The following is a 17527-nucleotide window of genomic DNA, read 5'->3' as shown; positions in this document are numbered from 1 at the left end:
GCGACTAGATACCCCGGGCCGCCGCCCAGCGCGAGAGTTCCTTGCGGTTGGAAAGTTGAAGCTTGCGCAGGCAGGCCGACACGTGGGTCTCCACGGTCTTGACCGAGATGAACAGCTCGGAGGCGGTCTCCTTGTAGGTGTAGCCGCGGGCGATGAGCCGCATGACGTCCTGCTCGCGCGCCGAGAGCCGGTCGAGCTCCTCGTCACGCTCGGCCACGGCGCTGCGCGACGTGCCGAAGGCGTCAAGGACGAAGCCCGCAAGCTTGGGTGAGAAGGCGGCGTCGCCGGCTACCACCCGTTCGAGCGCCTCGATGAGCTCGTCCCTGTTGATGGACTTGGTGACGTAGCCGCGCGCACCCGCGCGCACGACGGACACAACGTCTTCAGCCGCGTCCGACACCGAAAGGGCAAGGAAGCGCGGGCCGCCTTCGCCGGCGAAAGCCCGGATGACTTCCGCGCCGCCTCCGCCCGCGCCGCCGGGCAGGTGGACGTCGAGCAGGACGACGTCACAGTCCACGGCCCGGATCACATCGATCGCCTCGTCCACGCTCGCCGCCTGGCCTACCACCTGAACGCCCTGCCCGTCGATCTGGGCGATGATGCCCGCGCGGACCAGGGCGTGATCGTCGACCACGATGACTTTCATTGTTCCTCCTCCACGCTCATGTGGACCTCGGTGCCGCCCGTCGGTAGCGGGGAGCGGATGTTCGCGCGCCCGCCCGCGCGTTCCATGCGCCCGTAGATCGAGTGGCGCACCCCGCGCCGGTCCTCACCAATGCTACCCACGTCGAAGCCCTCACCGCGGTCGCGCACCCACACATCCCCGCCGTCCCCCAGCTCGGCGTACATCGAGATGGGGCTACCTCCGTGCTTGCACGCGTTCGTCAGGGCCTCCCCGGCGGCGTCGATGAGGGCCTGCGTCCGCGCCGTCACCTCCATATCCCCCGTAATCACGACGTCGACCTGCGCGCCGTACGTCGCCTCCACCTCCCGCGCACGCCGGGTGAGGACAGTGGCTACCGACGTGTCATCACGCCGGTCTGAATAGAGGTAGTCGCGCAACTCAGCCTCCTGCTGGCGAGCGAGGACACGGACGGCGTCGGCGTCGTCGGCACGCGAGCGGATGAGGGCGAGGGTCTGGAGGACGGAGTCGTGCAGGTGGGCAGCGATGTCGGCGCGGGTTTCCTCCCGGACGAGCTGGGCGTCTTGCTCGCGGGCGTGCATGCGCGAACGCATCTGGGAGGGGTAGAGGACGAAGGCGCCCACGGCGAGCGCGGCGAAGCCCGTAAGGAATGCGGTGGTGGCGTCGGCGCTGTCGACCACGTTCTCCACGACGACGACCGCGCCCATCGTTGCAACCAGCAGGCCGACTCCGAGCGCGAGGCTGGCCCAACGGCCCTGGACGGACCAGGCGATCGCGCCGCCGGCGAGGATGAGTGCGAGCGGAAGCACGGCGAGCGCGCCCGGGAAGTATCCGACGATCACGAGCAGGATGATGACGCCCATCGCGCCGAGTGCCACGGCGGTGGTGGGCCGGGAGTCCTCGCCGGACGCGAGCGGCTTGACGAGCCGGCGCGTGGAGACGTCGGCCCCCTCGCGCGACAGCGTGAGCGCGAGCACCGCGTAGACAACCACGGGCACCACGGTCCAGCACAGCAGAAGGAAGGCCAACCGCCACATGCGCACCGACCCGCCAAGGTGCTGGGCGAGTCCCTGGCACACGCCGGCCAGGATCTTGGGCTCCCGCCGCTCAAGGGCCGGGCGCGCGGTGGCCCACGGCGCCAAGAGATCTGCATAGTCTTCCATGCTTCGATCGTCTCACCCCGCGGCCCCGAACCCAACCACGAACGGCCGAAATCAGGGGTTTTCGGGGAAGGATCAGGGTTCTTTCAGGGGTGTTCAGGGCCGATTCGGGCCCGTCGATAGCGAAGAATGAAGACATGAAACTTTACGACTCCCTTCGCTCCCGGCCCCTGCGCCGCACGCCTGACGCACTCGCTGGCGGCGTCTGTGCCGGCCTCGCCCACCGCTGGGGCATCTCCGCCGTGCTGGTCCGCCTGGCCTTCGTTGCGCTCGCCATCGTCGGCGGAATCGGCTTCCTCCTCTATGGGCTCGGCTGGCTCCTCATTCCCTCCTACGCCACGGAGGAGATCGTGGCCGAAGGCGCGCTGCGCAATCCTGACTCCGCGTTTGCGGCCTCCATCATCCTCATCCTGGTGGGCGCGGTGGTCTTCGTGCCATTCGTCGCCGTCTGGGCCGACTTCGCGCTCAACCGGGCCCCCGGCCTGGCGTTGATGGGCGTACTGGTGATCCTCGTCTCTGTGTTCTTCGTGCTCTGGCGCAACGGGCGGCGAAGCACGCCGCGTGGCGTGTACGATGCCGCCCAGTTCGGGTCCGCGCCGTACGGGCCGGGCTCAGAATTCCCCGCGCCCGCTCACCCGGTGCGGCCGCTCAAGGAGCCCAAGTCCAAAAAGCCGGCACTTGGCGGACAGGCCATCTCGGTCGTCGTCGCCATCGCCTTTATCGGCAGCGCGATCGCGCTGCTCGCCGTGCCGGGCAAGGTCGCCGCGATCCTCATGGCGCTCAGCGTGGGCCTTGGTATCGTCGCCATCGGCGTCATGTACGCCGGAGTGCGCGGCCTGCGAGCCACATGGCTCACCGCGCTCGCCTGGTTCCTGGCCCTGCCGGCGTCGGCCGCGCTCGCGATCGCCCTCATCATGCCCACATCCATGGTGACCGCGCCGAACCTCGAGCTCGTCTCCTTCGGCTCGAGCGAGCGGCCCTCACTGCTGTCCGTGTCCCACTCCGGGGTCAACAGCGATCCCGGCCAGCTGCGCGACTACAACGTCGACGCCTTCATCCTCGCCGACGCCCCCTACCTCTTCAGAGAATCAGACCCAATCATTATCGAAGTCACCCGCAACGAAGACGTCTACGGCGTGGCCGACGTCGCCCTCAACGGTTGGGAACCCTGGCGGGTCGACGTCGCCGGCGAAACCTGGACCGAACCCGTCTACGACACGGGCGACAACCCGGACGAGAGATGGTGGAGCAACGTCCACCTCGGGGCCGGGGAGAGCGTGCGCATCTACTCCCCCGCCGCCATCACCAACCCCGATGCCGTCACTACGGCCACCATCAACTTCTCCTACGGATCCCTCTATCTCAGCTCACTCCCGAAAGGAAATTAAATGCGTATCAGCACCGCCATCTTCGGCTCACTTTCCCTCATCCTCGCCTCGACCGGCATCGCGCGCGCCGCGGGCGCGGTGGTTGACGTCCGGATCGTCGTCGTCATCATGCTCTTCACGGTCTCCGCGCTGCTTGCTATGAGCGCCTTCCGGCGAGTGGAGCCCGCCGAAGACTAGCACCCACACGCACCGCGGCGGGCGCACCCGCGCCCCGCCCTGCCCGCCGGGCGCACCTGCGCCCTGCCCTCCTCCGCGCAGATGCTATACAAAACCGCAAGATGCGGCACTAATTCACGGTAAATTAGTGCCGCATCTTGCGGTTTAGTGTCGCGTTTGCGAGCGGCCCCGCGACGACGGCCGGGCTTCCTCACGACGACGGCCGGGCCAGCCACAACGCCGTGGGAAAGCCAGGTGCTCCTCGCCGCCAACGTGCAGCGGGCATGAAAAAATCCCCAGCGTGCTGGGGACGTGGTGGGCGATACTGGATTCGAACCAGTGACCTCTTCCGTGTCGAGGAAGCGCGCTAACCAACTGCGCCAATCGCCCTGATTGAGAGGTGGGTACGGGATTCGAACCCGTGTATACGGCTTTGCAGGCCGCTGCCTCGCCTCTCGGCCAACCCACCAAGTGGTTAAGTAATCCTACATTACTTGGCCTTCGAGCGGATGACGGGATTCGAACCCGCGACCCCCACCTTGGCAAGGTGGTGCTCTACCAGCTGAGCTACATCCGCATATCAGCTCGATCGCGTCTCGCTGACTGCCTGATTAATATAGCCATAATCTTCGACCGGTGTCTAATCCGGATAACGTGACGTGCGCTACGCCGATTGCGTTTGCTTCTACCCTCGATTGTCAGCTACTGTCTTTGAGCAGAGATCACCTGATCCTAGGGCGATTAGCGCAGCGGTAGCGCACTTCCTTCACACGGAAGGGGTCACTGGTTCGATCCCAGTATCGCCCACCATCTATCCTCAGCGGCCATACGTGCCGCATCTTCCCTGTATAAAACCCCATGGCGTCAAGCCGTGCGCACCTGCACCATCGCGCGAACGACTTGCGCTTTTTCGCCTCTGGCCTCATCTTTACCCAAAGCAGTGCCAGACGTGAGAGTCTATATGTTATGGAAATTTGGCCTGGAAAACCCTATCCGCTCGGCGCCACTTTCGATGGCACCGGAACGAACTTCGCGATCTTCTCCTCCGTGGCAGACAAGATCGAGCTGTGCCTCATCGACGATTCGGGGGGCGAATCGCGCGTGGAGCTACGCGAGGTCGACGCCCACGTCTGGCACTGCTACCTGCCCGGCATCCGGCCCGGCCAGCGCTACGGGTTCCGGGTCCACGGCCCCTTCGAGCCGGAAAACGGCCACCGTTGCGATCCGTCGAAGATCCTCCTCGACCCGTACGCGAAGGCGATCGAGGGCCAAGTGGATAACCACCAGGCAAACTTCTCCTACGACTTCAATGATCCAGATAAGCGTGCCGAGGTGGACTCCCTCGGGCACACGATGCTGTCGGTGGTGGTCAACCCCTTCTTCGACTGGGGCCATGACCGCCCGCCTAAGCACGAGTACCACAACACGGTGATTTACGAGGCCCACCTCAAGGGCATGACGGCGATCCACCCGGATATCCCCGAAGAGCTGCGCGGCACGTACATGGGTATGGCTCACCCGGCGATGGTCCAGTACCTCAAGGAGCTGGGGGTGACCGCGGTTGAGCTCATGCCGGTCCACCAGTTCGTCAATGACACCTCGTTGCAGGACAAGGGCCTGTCCAACTACTGGGGATACAACACGATCGGCTTCTTCGCCCCACAAAACACCTACTCCTCCTCGGGCGAGGTGGGCTCGCAGGTGGAGGAGTTTAAGGCGATGGTCAAGGCCTACCATGACGCCGACATCGAGGTGATCCTCGACGTGGTCTACAACCACACGGCCGAGGGCAACCACATGGGCCCCACCCTGTCCTTCCGCGGCATTGACAACCGCGCCTACTACCGGTTGGTCGACGGCGACCTGGCCCACTACTTCGACACCACGGGCACGGGCAATTCACTCAACATGTCCTCCCCGCACTCGTTGCAGCTCATCATGGATTCGCTGCGCTACTGGGTGGTGGACATGCATGTGGACGGCTTCCGTTTCGACTTGGCCTCCACGCTTGCCCGTGAGTTGCACGCGGTGGACAAACTGTCGGCCTTCTTTGACATTATCCAGCAAGACCCGATCATCTCCCAGGTCAAGCTCATTGCCGAGCCGTGGGACGTGGGCGAGGGCGGGTACAACGTGGGCGAGTTCCCGCCGCTGTGGACCGAGTGGAATGGCGATTATCGTGACACGATGCGCGATTTTTGGCGTGGGGAGCCCTCCGTGCTGTCCGAGTTCGCCTCGCGCCTGACGGGTTCGTCGGACCTGTACGAACATTCGGGGCGCCGCCCGTTCGCCTCGATCAACTTCATCACGGCCCACGACGGCTTCACGCTTGCCGACCTCGTCTCCTATAACGAGAAGCACAATGAGGCAAACGGCGAGGGCGGGGCGGACGGCTCGTCAAACAATAAGTCGTGGAACATGGGAGTCGAGGGCTCCACGGACGACCCGGAGGTCCTCAAGCTGCGCACGCGGCAGATGAAGAACTTCTTCACCACCCTGCTCACCTCCCAGGGCGTGCCGATGATCTCCCACGGCGATGAGCTGTGCCGCACGCAGGAGGGCAACAACAACACGTACTGCCAGGACAACGAGCTGGCGTGGGTGAACTGGGACCTGGACGAGGCCCAACTCGACATGCACGCCTTTGTACAACAGGTCATCAGGTTGCGCCACGACCACCCGGTGTTCAGGCGGCGTCGTTTCTTTATGGGCGACGCCGGCCGCGGCGGCGAGTCGGAGCGCGGGGACATCATGTGGTTCGCGAACAATGGCGAGCTCATGGAGGACGAGGACTGGGACACGTGGTTTGCGCGCTCGGTCATGGTGTACCTGAACGGCGAGCGTATCGCGGAGCCGAACGCGCGCGGCGAGCGCGTGATCGACGACGATTTCCTGCTGGCCTACAACGCCTCCGAAGAAGATCTGGACTTCACGATCCCCGGCACCGACACGGACACCACGTGGACGGTGATTTTGTCTACCGACGACGACGCCACGCTCGGCGCCGTCTTGGGTGGCGGGGATGTCTTCCCTGTGACAGCGAGGTCGATCACGATCCTCGTGCGCCACAATGCCACCGAGCGCGGGCTCATGGATAGCGACCTGCGCACCTCCCTCAACGCCGCCAGCTCGGAGGCCGGCCCGGCGGTGGGAACCGTGTCCGATACCGCCGTGCGTGAGCACGTGTTGGCACCGCATAAGTGATGCGAGCCCCCGCCGGCTGTCAGCGGCGCTGCGGGGGCTTGCCCAATATTTCGCCACCAAGGAGTTTTATGCCTGTTGAAGATGTCGTCGTCCGCCACCATTCTCATGTCCCGTCCAAGGGCCGCCACCAGCCGGTGACGAGCTACCGCATCCAGGTCAGCCCCGACTTCGATTTCGCCGCGGTTGAGGCCATCGTGCCCTACCTTGCCAGCCTCGGGATCACGGACGTGTTCTTCTCCCCCATCCTTCAGGCGGCGCCGGGTTCGATGCACGGCTACGACGTCGTCGACCACGAGCGCATCTCCGCCGACCTCGGCGGCATCGAGGCGTTCCGGAGCGTGTCGAGGGCGATTCACGACACCGGCATGCACCTCATCGTCGACATCGTGCCGAACCACATGGCGGTGCCCACGCCCCTGTATCGCAACCGGGCGCTGTGGTCGGCCCTGCGGGATGGGGAGGATTCGCCCTACCGCGCGTGGTTTGACATTTCGCTGTCCGATTCGGGGGACGGGCTACTCATGCCGGTGCTGGGTGACAGGATTGGCAAGGTGCTCGCCACCGGCGAGATCACGATCGAGAAGATGGTGGTACCCGGCTTCGAGGAGGATGGGCCCACCCAGGTGGTGTGCTACTACGACCACGTGTTCCCCGTGCGCCGGGGCACGGAGGCATTGCCGCTCGCGGAGTTGCTCGACGCCCAGTACTACCGGCTGGCTCACTGGCGGGTGGCGAACGAAGAGATCAACTACCGGCGCTTCTTCGACGTGGACACACTCGCGGCGATCCGCGTGGAGGACGAGGGAGTTTTCCGCCAGTCCCACGCGCTGCTCATCGAGTTGTTCGAGGAGGGCTTGATCGATGCCTTCCGCATCGACCACCCCGACGGGCTGGCGGACCCCCGCGGCTATTTCCGCAACTTGCACGAGGCCTCGGGCGGTGCCTGGTCGGTGGCGGAGAAGATCTTGGAGGGCGAGGAGACCCTGCCCACCGATTGGCCGGCGGCCGGCACCACGGGCTACGACACGCTGCAGCGCCTGCAAGGCCTTTTCACCGCCCCGGAGGGCCTTCCGGCCCTCACCCAGCTGTACGGCGAGATGTCGGGCTCCACAGACTCGGTGGCCACCGTGGAGGTCAAGGCCAAGCGGCAGATCGTGGCCACCTCGCTCTTTGCCGAAGTGGACCGGCTGGCCAGCCTGCTGGCGGCCATCTGCCATTCCGACGTCCGGCTGCGCGACCACACGTTCCGCTCTCTGCGCGACGTCGTGGTCGAGCTCGTGGTCCACATGGACCGCTACCGCGCCTACGTGGTGCCAGGCGAGCGCCCCGACCCGGAAGACGAGCGCGTGCTGCGCGCGGCCGCCGAGCGCGCCGCCCGCAACCTCGACGCGGATCGGCAGGAGAGCCTGGACGTCGTCATCGATATCCTGCTCGGCAACGAGATTGGATCGGCCGGGCGCACGCACGAATCACGGCGCAACGAGGTGATCGTGCGCTTCCAGCAGGTGTGCGGCGCCGTCATGGCCAAGGGAGTCGAGGACACCACGTTCTACCGGTACACCGCGCTGACCAGCGCGAACGAGGTGGGCGGGGGCCCGAGCCACTTCACCACCACCCCGGACCAGTTCCACGACTTCCAGACCCGCACGCACCTGACATGGCCGGTAACGATGTCCACGCTCTCCACCCACGACACGAAGAGGTGCGAGGACGTGCGCGCACGGATCGCGCCTATCTCCCAGTATGCGCAGGAGTGGATCGCGACGCTCACCCAGGCGCGCGACCTCGTGGCCGACGAGCGCCCCGCCGACCTCGACGGGCAGATGGAAAACCTCCTGTGGCAGACGCTGATCGGCACGTGGGACGGCGGCCCGATCGAGCAACGTCGGCTCGAGGACTACCTGCTCAAGGCCGCCCGCGAGCAAAAGTCGTGGACCACGTGGACCGAGCAGAACGAGGCCGGTGAGCAGGGCATGCTCGATTACGCGAGCGCGATCCTGTCCGACGACGACGCCCTGGCCCTTCTCGCCGACTTCCACGAGCTGACCCGGGCCGCGACCCGCACGATGATCCTCAGCCAGAAAGCGATTCAAATGACGGCGATTGGCGTGCCGGACACCTACAACGGCGAGGAGGTCACCCAGACCTCGCTGGTGGATCCGGACAACCGCCGCCCAGTGGACTTCACAGGGCTTGCCAAGATGCTTGCCAAGCTCGACCGCGATGGCCTTCCCTCCTCCCCCAGCCTGGATCAGGAGAAGCTGTGGTTTACTTCGCGGCTTGCGCGCCTGCGCCGGGAGCTGCCCGAGCTCGCGTCGGCCGAGTGCGGCTACCAGGCACTGCCCGTGTCCACCGGCTACGCGCTCGCCTTCGCCCGCACCCGCGCCGATCAGGCGATCCTGGCCACGGTGGCGATGCGCCACGTGCCCGAGTTTGCCGGCGAGTACACCGTGGTCCTGCCCGAGGGATCCTGGCTCAACGTACTGACGGGCGCCGAGCTCGAGGGTGGCACCCGCGACCTCGCCGAGGTCCTCGGCCGATTCCCCGCCGCCGTTTTGGAGAAGATTGATGCCTAAGATTTCTGTGTGGGCGCCCAGCGCCGGGTCCGTTACCGCGATCATCGAGGGCCGCGAGCTCGCCTTGCAGCCCACGGCCGATGGCCACTTTGCCCTGTCCGACGAGCTGCCCACCGGCACGCGCTACCAGCTGCGAGTCGACGGCGGGATGGCCCTGCCGGATCCGCGCTCGATGTGCCAGCCCGAGGGGCCGCACGGTCCGAGCGAACTGGTGGACCTGGCGTCGTTCACCTGGACGGACACCGACTGGCACGGCGAGGAGCTCGCCGGCAAGGTCTTCTACGAGTTGCACGTGGGCACGTTCACCGAGGAGGGCACGTTCCTTGCAGCGATCGAGAAGCTGGACTACTTGCGCGAGCTGGGGGTCAACGTCGTCGAGCTCATGCCGATCGCGCCCATGCCGGGAACGCGCGGCTGGGGGTACGACGGTGTGTCGATCTACGCCATCCATCGCCCCTACGGCCGCCCTGAGGACCTGGCGGCGCTCGTGGACGCGATCCACGCCCGTGGGATGTCGGCGTGCCTGGACGTGGTCTACAACCACTTTGGGCCCGACGGGAACTACCTGGCCCAGTTCGGCCCGTACTTCACCAGCCGCCACCACACGCCGTGGGGCGAGGCGCTCAACCTCGATTCCGAGGGGGCGGAGCACGTGCGCCGCTACCTCATCGACAACGCCCTCCAGTGGCTGCGCGACTACCACTTCGATGCTCTCCGCCTCGACGCCGTCCCCCACCTGCGCGACGATTCGGACTACCACTTCCTCGCCCAGCTCTCGGACGAGGTGGCGCAGCTCGGGCGCGCGCTCGGCCGGCGTCTGACCCTCACGGCGGAGTCGGACCTCAACGACCCGGCGATGGTGGCTCCCACCTGCGAGGGCGGGTTCGGGATGGACATGCAGTGGGCTGACGACGTCCACCACGCCTTGCACGTGTGGCTGACCGGCGAGGCGAACGCCTACTACGCCGACTACACGCACCCGGCCGCGATGCGCCAAGCCTTCCGCCACGGCTTCGTCAGGGTGGGCCAGGAACTGAGGTTCGAGCCGGCCCCGCGCGGTAAGCCGATCCCCGAAGGCGTGAGCGGCCACCACTTCATCGTCTTCGACGAGAACCACGACCAAGTGGGCAACCGCCTCATCTCCGACCGACCCGCCCGCTCGCTCTCCCCCGGCGCGCTCGCCGTGTCGCGCGCGCTCATCCTGCTCTCCCACTACACCCCCATGCTGTTCATGGGCGAGGAGTGGGGCACGGCCCGCCCGTTTAACTACTTCACGGACCACGGCCCCGAGCTCGGCCCGCTCATCAAGGCCGGGCGCGAAGCGGAATTTTCCTCGTGGGACATGACCTCCGTCTACGGAGATGAGGAGGTGGTAATGCCGGACCCGCAGTCCGAGCAGGCCTTCCTGGAGTCCAAGCTCGACTGGTCTGAGGCGGAGGACGCGGGTCACCGCCGCCTACTCGAGTTCACCCGCGCCCTCATCGCGCTGCGCCAGGATCCGGACATCGCCTCGGGCGACCGCTTGCGCACCGAGTTCGACCTGGACGGCGAGGTGGGCTGGATGCGGCGGGGCGGGACCACCGTGGTCTTCTCCATCGCGGACGGACCGCGGAGCCTAGCAGCCCCGGGCGGGGAGCTCGTGCTCGCGTGGGACGCCACGGCGATTGAGTCGGGGCAGGTGCGCTTCGAGGGGCCCGGAGTGGCGGTCTTTCGCTAAGATGGGCGGACTCCAACGGCGCGCCGCGGCCACAGCGCGCCCGCGCGCCGCTACAGTCTTAATGTGACCAATCAACAGCCGCCTTCGGAGTTTGTGACTGCTCTCGAGTCCCTTAAGGGCCAGCAGTTTCGTCCCGAGATCCACGTTGCCCAGATTCCGGGCCCCACGCGGATCGCGCCGTGGGCGGTGGCCTTGCAGGCCGAGGTGAACGATTCGCCGAATCTCGATCCGGATTTCCTGCGCGGCTCGGCCAAGTTCGTGGTGTTGCACGACCCGGCGGGCCAGCCGGCTTGGAACGGCACGTTCCGGGTGGTCATGCACGCCCAGGCGCCGATGGACGCCACGATGGGTGACGATCCGCTGCTAGGCGAGGTGGCGTGGTCGTGGCTGGTCGACGCGCTCGATGGCGCCGGCGCCTCCTACCACAGTCTCAACGGCACGGTCACCCGCGTGTTCAACGAAACGTTTGGCGGGCTCTACATCAATTCCTCGCGCGTGGAACTGGAGCTTCGCGCCTCGTGGACCCCGCAGACCGTCTACCTCACGGAGCACCTGCACGCGTGGGCCGATTTCGCGGCCTCGATGGCGGGCCTCGGCCCGAGTGAGGCAGTGCGAAGCATCCGTAAGGTGGATAAGATTTGACCCTGCCCGAACCCGCCCGCCTGCTCGATAAGCCGCGTGAGGGTCTGCCGCCCGTCACGCACGATGACATCGACGACGCCGTCGCCCGCCTTGCCGCCGGAACTGGGCCTTTCGGCGTGGACACAGAGCGTGCCAACGAGATGCACTATTCCTCGCGCGCCTACCTCATCCAGATCCGCCGCGAAGGTGCGGGCACGGTGCTCATCGACCCGGTGGGCATCGAGGACCGCCTGGACGGGCTGAAGAAGATCATGAACGAGGCGTGGATCCTCCACGCCGCTCACCAGGACCTCGTGTGCATGGCCGAGCTCGGGTTGCGCCCCACGTCAGTGTTCGACACGGAGGTCGCGGCGCTCCTTCTCGGATACGAGAAGATCTCCCTGCAGGCCGTGTGTGAGCGGGCGCTCGGCTGGACGCTGGCGAAGGAGTATTCGCGCTCGGATTGGGCCCAGCGCCCCCTTCCCCTGCCGATGCTCACCTACGCCGCGCTCGACGTGGAGCTACTGGGCGAGCTACGGGAGGTCATGACAGCCGAGCTCAAGGAGCTGGGCCGCTTCGAGTGGTTTGCGCAGGAGTGCGAAGAGGTGCGCTTGCGCAAGCCCGCCCCGCCGCATCAGCAACCGTGGCGCCGCTCGTCGCGCCAGGCCGGGATCCGCGACCAGCGCGCCCTCGCCATGTTGCGCGAGCTGTGGAACGCCCGCGACGATCTGGCCAAGCGCCGCGACCTCGCGCCCCACAAGGTGCTGCCCAATGCCGTGCTGGCCGAGCTCGCCAAGCGCAAACCGCGCTCGCGCGCCGACGTCGCCACGTCTTCCCTTCTTCGCAAGGGCGCCCGCAAGCAGGATGCTGACACGTGGTGGCACGCCATCGACATCGCCTGGCACCTCGACGAGCGCATGCTGCCCGAACGCAGGTTCAGCGAGCAGCGCGACCCGTTTCCGCCCACGAACGAGTGGGTGCGCAAGCGCCCCGAGGCAGCGGAGAGGTGGGCACGCCTGCGCCCCACGGTCCTCGAGATCGCCGAAGAGCTGGGCATCCGCCAGGAAGTGGTGCTCAAGCCGCGCACGCAGAAACTCGTGGCATGGAACGGGTGGGACTCCCTCACCGAACTTGAAGCGCACCTGGCCGAGGACGGCGCGCGCCCCTGGCAGATCGAGCTCACGGCGCGCCGCATCGACGACGCCGTGCGAGGCTAGCGTAGGCTGGCGGCGGCCGCGATGACAGCGGCTGCGTCCATGCCCTCCCGGTGAAGGATCGTCGAGCGCGAGGCGTGAGAGAGGAATGCCTTGTGGACGCCGAGGTTGCGCACGGGCACGTCCGATCCGGCGCGGGCCAGCGCGGAGCGTAACTCGTCTCCCACTCCCCCGTCGATGAGCCCATCTTCGAGCACCACCGCTCCCGCCGAGCTTGCCACGAGTTCGACGAGGTCGGGGTTCGTGGGGAGCACCCAGCGCGGGTCGACCACGATGAGGGACTCGTCCATTTGCTCCGCGGCCTCGACCATGGTGTGGGCCAGGGGGCCGATCCCTACGAAGACCAGCGGTTTGCCATTGGCCTCGCGCTCGAACAGCACATCGAGGCTACCCTGCTTGCGAGTGATCGGCAGCTCGGGCGGCACCGACCCCTTCGGGTAGCGCACGATCGTGGGCGCCTCGATGGCGGTGGCCTCGTGGAGGAGCTCGCGCATGCGCGGCTCGTCGCGCGGGGTGGCCACCGCCAGGTTCGGGATCATCGCCGCCATCGACAGATCCCACATGCCGTTGTGGGAGGCGCCGTCGTCGCCAGTCACGCCCGCACGGTCGAGGCAGATGGTGACGGGCGCACCATGGAGGGCAACGTCCATGAGCAGCTGGTCGAAGCCGCGGTTCAAGAACGTGGCGTAGAGCGCCACGACGGGATGGAAGCCGGCCTTCGCCAGACCCGCCGCCATGGTCACGGCGTGCTGCTCGGCAATGCCGACGTCGATGACGCGGCGCGGGAACTCCTCCTTCATGAGCGACAGGCCCACGGGCTGGAGCATTGCGGCGGTGACGCCCACGATCGCGGCGTCCTTACGCGCGATCTGAAGGATTTCCTCGGCGAAGATCGAGGTCCAGCCGAAGCGGGAGGGTTCCATCGGCAGGCCGGTTTCGGGGTGGATCTTGCCCACGGCGTGGAAGCGGTCGGCCTTGTTCTCCTCCGCAGGCTTGTAACCGCGGCCCTTCTCGGTCATCGCGTGGACCACCACTGGCCCACCGAAGTCGCGCGCCATCCGTAGCGCCTCTTCCAGGCTGACGATGTCGTGGCCGTCGACAGGGCCGATGTACTTGAGCCCCAAGGAGTCGAAAATGCCGGCGTCGAAGAAGATCTCCTTCATGCCCTTCTTGATCCCGCGCAGCGTGTCGTACGTGAGCTTGCCCGGCAGGCCGCCGTCCTGGAGCGTGCGCTTGCCCCAGTCGAGGAAGTTTTCATAATCGCGGTTGACTCGCACGGCGTCCAGCTTGCGCACCGGGTCAAAGCGGCGGACGATCCCGCCCACGGTGGGCGCGTACGAACGCCCGTTGTCGTTGAGCACGATAACGACGGGGCGCTCCGGGTCCTCCGCGATATTATTGAGAGCCTCCCAGGCCATGCCGCCCGTCATCGCGCCATCACCGATGATCGCCACCACGTGGTGATCCTTGCCCGACATCTGCATGCCGCGCGAGATCCCGTCCGCCCACGACAGGGCGGTGGAGGCGTGGGAGTTTTCGACGACGTCGTGCTCGGACTCCGCTCTGCTCGGATAGCCCGAGAGCCCGCCCTCGTGGCGCAGGCGATCGAAGTCCTTGCGCCCGGTTAAGATCTTGTGCACGTAGGCCTGGTGGCCGGTATCCCACACGAGCACGTCGCGCGGGGAATCGAAGACCCGGTGGAGGGCGATCGTGAGCTCAACAACCCCGAGGTTGGGGCCGAGGTGCCCGCCGGTCTTCGCCACGTTGACCACGAGGAAGCGGCGGATCTCCGCCGCGAGCTTGTCCAGCTCCTTCTTCTTCAGCGAGGCGAGGTCCGCGGGGCATGTAATCGAATCAAGAATCACCGGGTCTCCTTTGAACTACCCATAGAGATTACCACTGCACCTGCCCATCGTCTCCTTCGCGCAAGAGCCACACACCTCTACGAATCTGTACGCCGGGGACGCGAGCGGGGCGGTGGCCAGGCCCGGCCACCGCCCCGCTCACATGCCCTTACGCCGAACGCGCGAGGTTGCGCAGCACGTACTGCAGGATGCCGCCGTTGCGGAAGTAGTCCGCCTCACCGGGGGTGTCGATGCGCACCACGGCGTCGAACTCGGTCACCGAGCCGTCCTTCTCGGCGCGGACCTTCACAGTCTTCGGGGTGCGACCCTCGTTGAGCTCCTCGATCCCCGCGATCGTGAAGACCTCGGTGCCCGCAAGCCCCAACGAATCGGCGTTCTCACCGGCCGGGAACTGAAGCGGGAGCACGCCCATGCCGATGAGGTTCGAGCGGTGGATGCGCTCGAAGGACTCGGCGATGACCGCCTTGACGCCGAGGAGCGCGGTGCCCTTCGCGGCCCAGTCGCGCGAGGAGCCCGAACCGTACTCCTTGCCCGCGAGCACCACGAGCGGCACGCCCGCCTCGCGGTAGGCCTGCGCGGCATCGAAGATCGCCTCCTGCTCGCCGGAAAGGAAGTTGCGGGTGTAGCCGCCCTCCACGCCGTCGAGTAGCTGGTTGCGCAGGCGGATGTTGGCAAACGTGCCGCGGATCATCACCTCGTGGTTGCCGCGGCGCGAGCCGTAGGAGTTGAAGTCACGCCGCTCCACGCCGCGCCCGGCCAGGTACAGGCCCGCCGGCGAATCCCACTTGATCGCGCCTGCCGGCGAGATGTGGTCGGTGGTCACCGAGTCGCCCAGCTTGGCCAGCACGCGGGCGCCCTCGATGCCCTCCACCGGGGTTAACTCCATCGTCATCCCCTCGAAGTACGGGGGCTTGCGCACGTAAGTCGACTCCCCGTCCCACGCGAACGTGGAGCCCTCCGGGGTGTCGAGCGAGCGCCAGCGCTCGTCTCCAGCGAACACGTCGGAGTAGGAGGAGGTAAACATCTCGCGGTTGACCGAGGCGTCGATCGTGGCCTGCACCTCGTCGGCGTCGGGCCAGATGTCGGCGAGGAACACGTCGTTGCCGTCCCTATCCTGGCCGAGCGGCTCGGTGCCGAAGTCGAAGTCCATCGTGCCGGCCAGCGCGTAGGCGATGACCAGCGGCGGAGAGGCCAAGTAGTTCATCTTCACGTCCGGGTTGATGCGGCCCTCGAAGTTGCGGTTGCCGGAGAGCACGGAGACCACCGCAAGGTCGGCGTCATTGACCGCCTTCGAGACCTCCTCCGGCAGCGGGCCGGAGTTGCCGATACAGGTGGCGCAGCCGTAGCCGACCAGGTTGAAGCCGAGCGCGTTGAGGTCGTCCCACAGGCCGGCGGCCTCATAGTAGTCGGTCACCACCTGTGAGCCGGGCGCCATCGAGGTCTTCACCCACGGCTTGGGACGCAACCCCAAGCGGTTCGCGTTGCGAGCGAGCATCGCGGCCGCCATCATGACCGACGGGTTGGAAGTGTTGGTGCACGACGTGATCGACGCGATCGCCACCGCGCCGTGGTCTAACTCGGTTAGCGTGCCGTCGGCCAGCGTCACCGGGGTGACGCGGTGAGGACGGCCCGCCCCGGGCTCTTCGACGGGGGCTGGGTGCTCGTCGTCCGCACCCGGCGCCACCGGGTCGGAAGCCGGGAAGGTCGCCTCGAGCGCGGAGTCGATCTCCATCTCGATCTCCTCCTTAACGTACGTGGGCAGCACGTCGCGGAAGGCGGACTTGGCCTCCGACAGCACGATGCGGTCCTGCGGGCGCTTCGGGCCGGCGATCGAGGGCACCACGGTGGACAGGTCCAGCTCGAGGTATTCGGAGTACTCCACCTCCACCGACGGGTCATGCCACATACCCTGCTCCTTGGCGTAGGCCTCCACGAGGGCGATCTGCTCCTCGTCGCGGCCGGTGAGGCGCAGGTAGTCGAGCGTGACGTCGTCGATGGGGAAGATCGCGGCGGTCGAGCCGAACTCCGGGGACATGTTGCCGATCGTGGCGCGGTTGGCCAGCGGCACGGCGCCCACGCCCTCGCCGTAGAACTCCACGAACTTGCCCACCACGCCATGCTCGCGCAACATCTGGGTGATGGTGAGCACGACGTCGGTGGCGGTGGCGCCCGCGGGGATCTGGCCCGAGAGCTTGAAACCCACCACACGCGGGATGAGCATGGACACGGGCTGGCCGAGCATGGCCGCCTCGGCCTCGATGCCGCCCACGCCCCAGCCGAGCACGCCCAGGCCGTTGACCATCGTGGTGTGCGAATCGGTACCCACGCACGTGTCGGGGTAGGCCTGCAGCACGCCGTCGTTGACCTGGGCCATGGTGACGCGCGCGAGGTATTCAATGTTGACCTGGTGGACGATGCCGGTGCCCGGCGGGACCACCTTGAAGTTCTGGAAGGCGCTCTGGCCCCAGCGCAGGAACTGGTAGCGCTCCTGGTTGCGCTCGTATTCGATCTCCATGTTGCGCTGGAGGGCGTTGGCGGTGCCGAAGACGTCGATTTGCACCGAGTGGTCGATCACCATTTCGGCCGGGTTGAGCGGGTTGATCTGATCGGGGTTGCCGCCCAGCTCGGTCACGGCCTCGCGCATCGTGGCAAGGTCAACCACGCAGGGCACGCCGGTGAAGTCCTGCATGACCACGCGCGCGGGGGTGAACTGGATTTCGTGGCTGGGTTCGGCCGAGGCGTCCCAGTTAGCCAGCGACCTAATCTGATCGGCGGTCACGTTTGCGCCGTCTTCGGTGCGCAGGAGGTTCTCGGCGAGGACCTTAAGCGAGTAGGGAAGCTTCTCGGTGCCCGGCACGGCGTCGAGCCGGTAGATTTCGTATTCCTTCTCCCCCACGAGCAGCGTGGACTTGGCCTTAAAGGTATCAATGCTCATAGCTCTCCTTATGAACGTCCCGGATCACATTATCTCGATATCAAACTA

Annotated in this window: 11 protein-coding genes and 4 tRNA genes; 8 read left to right on the top strand and 7 right to left on the bottom strand. The window is 66.6% G+C overall.

What is annotated here, in order from left to right; translation table 11 throughout:
- Positions 1-4: 4 nt before the first annotated feature.
- Positions 5-646, bottom strand: a complete 642-nt coding sequence (locus HMPREF3167_RS01550; RefSeq protein WP_070445107.1) for a response regulator — start codon at positions 644-646, stop codon at positions 5-7.
- Positions 643-1806: an ATP-binding protein gene (locus HMPREF3167_RS01545; protein ID WP_070445104.1), complete on the bottom strand. Its 1164-nt coding sequence runs from the start codon at positions 1804-1806 to the stop codon at positions 643-645. The genes HMPREF3167_RS01550 and HMPREF3167_RS01545 overlap by 4 nt, the downstream gene beginning before the upstream one ends.
- Positions 1807-1940: 134 nt before the next feature.
- Here HMPREF3167_RS01545 and HMPREF3167_RS01540 point away from each other — a divergent pair, with 134 nt between their 5' ends.
- Together HMPREF3167_RS01540 and HMPREF3167_RS09760 are read left to right on the top strand one after the other, a co-directional pair.
- Positions 1941-3191, top strand: a complete 1251-nt coding sequence (locus HMPREF3167_RS01540; RefSeq protein WP_070445101.1) for a PspC domain-containing protein — start codon at positions 1941-1943, stop codon at positions 3189-3191.
- Positions 3192-3368, top strand: a complete 177-nt coding sequence (locus tag HMPREF3167_RS09760; protein WP_160326856.1) for a hypothetical protein — start codon at positions 3192-3194, stop codon at positions 3366-3368. It abuts the gene before it with no gap.
- Between the two features lie 292 nt (positions 3369-3660).
- On the opposite strand, the gene HMPREF3167_RS01535 is transcribed toward HMPREF3167_RS09760, so the two are convergent.
- The 3 genes from HMPREF3167_RS01535 to HMPREF3167_RS01525 form a co-directional block, all read right to left on the bottom strand.
- A tRNA-Val gene (locus HMPREF3167_RS01535) sits at positions 3661-3737 on the bottom strand.
- 8 nt (positions 3738-3745) lie between these two features.
- Positions 3746-3816, bottom strand: a tRNA-Cys gene (locus HMPREF3167_RS01530).
- Positions 3817-3851: 35 nt separating this feature from the next.
- Positions 3852-3924 (bottom strand) — tRNA-Gly (locus tag HMPREF3167_RS01525).
- Between the two features lie 158 nt (positions 3925-4082).
- Between HMPREF3167_RS01525 and HMPREF3167_RS01520 the strand changes: the two genes are divergently transcribed.
- From HMPREF3167_RS01520 to HMPREF3167_RS01495, 6 genes are all read left to right on the top strand, one after another.
- A tRNA-Val gene (locus tag HMPREF3167_RS01520) sits at positions 4083-4157 on the top strand.
- A gap of 156 nt (positions 4158-4313) precedes the next feature.
- A complete protein-coding gene (glgX, locus tag HMPREF3167_RS01515) occupies positions 4314-6551 on the top strand; it encodes a glycogen debranching protein GlgX (protein ID WP_083281024.1) in 2238 nt (745 codons plus the stop codon).
- A gap of 68 nt (positions 6552-6619) precedes the next feature.
- A complete protein-coding gene (gene treY, locus HMPREF3167_RS01510) occupies positions 6620-9127 on the top strand; it encodes a malto-oligosyltrehalose synthase (RefSeq protein WP_070445098.1) in 2508 nt (835 codons plus the stop codon).
- Positions 9120-10844, top strand: a complete 1725-nt coding sequence (gene treZ / locus HMPREF3167_RS01505; RefSeq protein ID WP_070445096.1) for a malto-oligosyltrehalose trehalohydrolase — start codon at positions 9120-9122, stop codon at positions 10842-10844. The genes treY and treZ overlap by 8 nt, the downstream gene beginning before the upstream one ends.
- Before the next feature lie 63 nt (positions 10845-10907).
- Complete coding sequence (locus HMPREF3167_RS01500) at positions 10908-11486, top strand: DUF3000 domain-containing protein (RefSeq protein WP_062612357.1); 579 nt, start codon at positions 10908-10910, stop codon at positions 11484-11486.
- Positions 11483-12682 carry an HRDC domain-containing protein gene (locus tag HMPREF3167_RS01495; RefSeq protein ID WP_062612355.1) on the top strand — a complete coding sequence of 400 codons (1200 nt, stop codon included), beginning with the start codon at positions 11483-11485 and terminating at the stop codon, positions 12680-12682. Before HMPREF3167_RS01500 ends, HMPREF3167_RS01495 begins: the two co-directional genes overlap by 4 nt.
- Here the strand turns inward: HMPREF3167_RS01495 and dxs are convergent.
- Both dxs and acnA read right to left on the bottom strand, forming a co-directional pair.
- Positions 12679-14544, bottom strand: coding sequence for a 1-deoxy-D-xylulose-5-phosphate synthase (gene dxs / locus HMPREF3167_RS01490; RefSeq protein ID WP_070445093.1), 1866 nt, complete (start codon positions 14542-14544; stop codon positions 12679-12681). The two genes, HMPREF3167_RS01495 and dxs, sit on opposite strands and share 4 nt — an antisense overlap.
- Before the next feature lie 148 nt (positions 14545-14692).
- Complete coding sequence (gene acnA, locus HMPREF3167_RS01485) at positions 14693-17479, bottom strand: aconitate hydratase AcnA (RefSeq protein WP_070445091.1); 2787 nt, start codon at positions 17477-17479, stop codon at positions 14693-14695.
- Between the last annotated feature and the right edge of the window lie 48 nt (positions 17480-17527).

The sequence above is a fragment of the Trueperella sp. HMSC08B05 genome (genome assembly GCF_001808405.1).
Taxonomy (GTDB): domain Bacteria; phylum Actinomycetota; class Actinomycetes; order Actinomycetales; family Actinomycetaceae; genus Trueperella; species Trueperella bernardiae.
Note: the sequence above shows the minus strand (reverse complement) of the source record. Positions and strands in the feature narration are given on the sequence as shown.

Excerpts from the sequence above, each read along its gene's own strand:
- HMPREF3167_RS01550 (WP_070445107.1), bottom strand. The coding sequence starts at position 646 with ATGAAAGTCATCGTGGTCGACGATCACGCCCTGGTCCGCGCGGGCATC.
- HMPREF3167_RS01545 (WP_070445104.1), bottom strand. The coding sequence starts at position 1,806 with ATGGAAGACTATGCAGATCTCTTGGCGCCGTGGGCCACCGCGCGCCCG.
- HMPREF3167_RS01540 (WP_070445101.1), top strand. The coding sequence starts at position 1,941 with ATGAAACTTTACGACTCCCTTCGCTCCCGGCCCCTGCGCCGCACGCCT.
- HMPREF3167_RS09760 (WP_160326856.1), top strand. The coding sequence starts at position 3,192 with ATGCGTATCAGCACCGCCATCTTCGGCTCACTTTCCCTCATCCTCGCC.
- glgX (WP_083281024.1), top strand. The coding sequence starts at position 4,314 with ATGGAAATTTGGCCTGGAAAACCCTATCCGCTCGGCGCCACTTTCGAT.
- treY (WP_070445098.1), top strand. The coding sequence starts at position 6,620 with ATGCCTGTTGAAGATGTCGTCGTCCGCCACCATTCTCATGTCCCGTCC.
- treZ (WP_070445096.1), top strand. The coding sequence starts at position 9,120 with ATGCCTAAGATTTCTGTGTGGGCGCCCAGCGCCGGGTCCGTTACCGCG.
- acnA (WP_070445091.1), bottom strand. The coding sequence starts at position 17,479 with ATGAGCATTGATACCTTTAAGGCCAAGTCCACGCTGCTCGTGGGGGAG.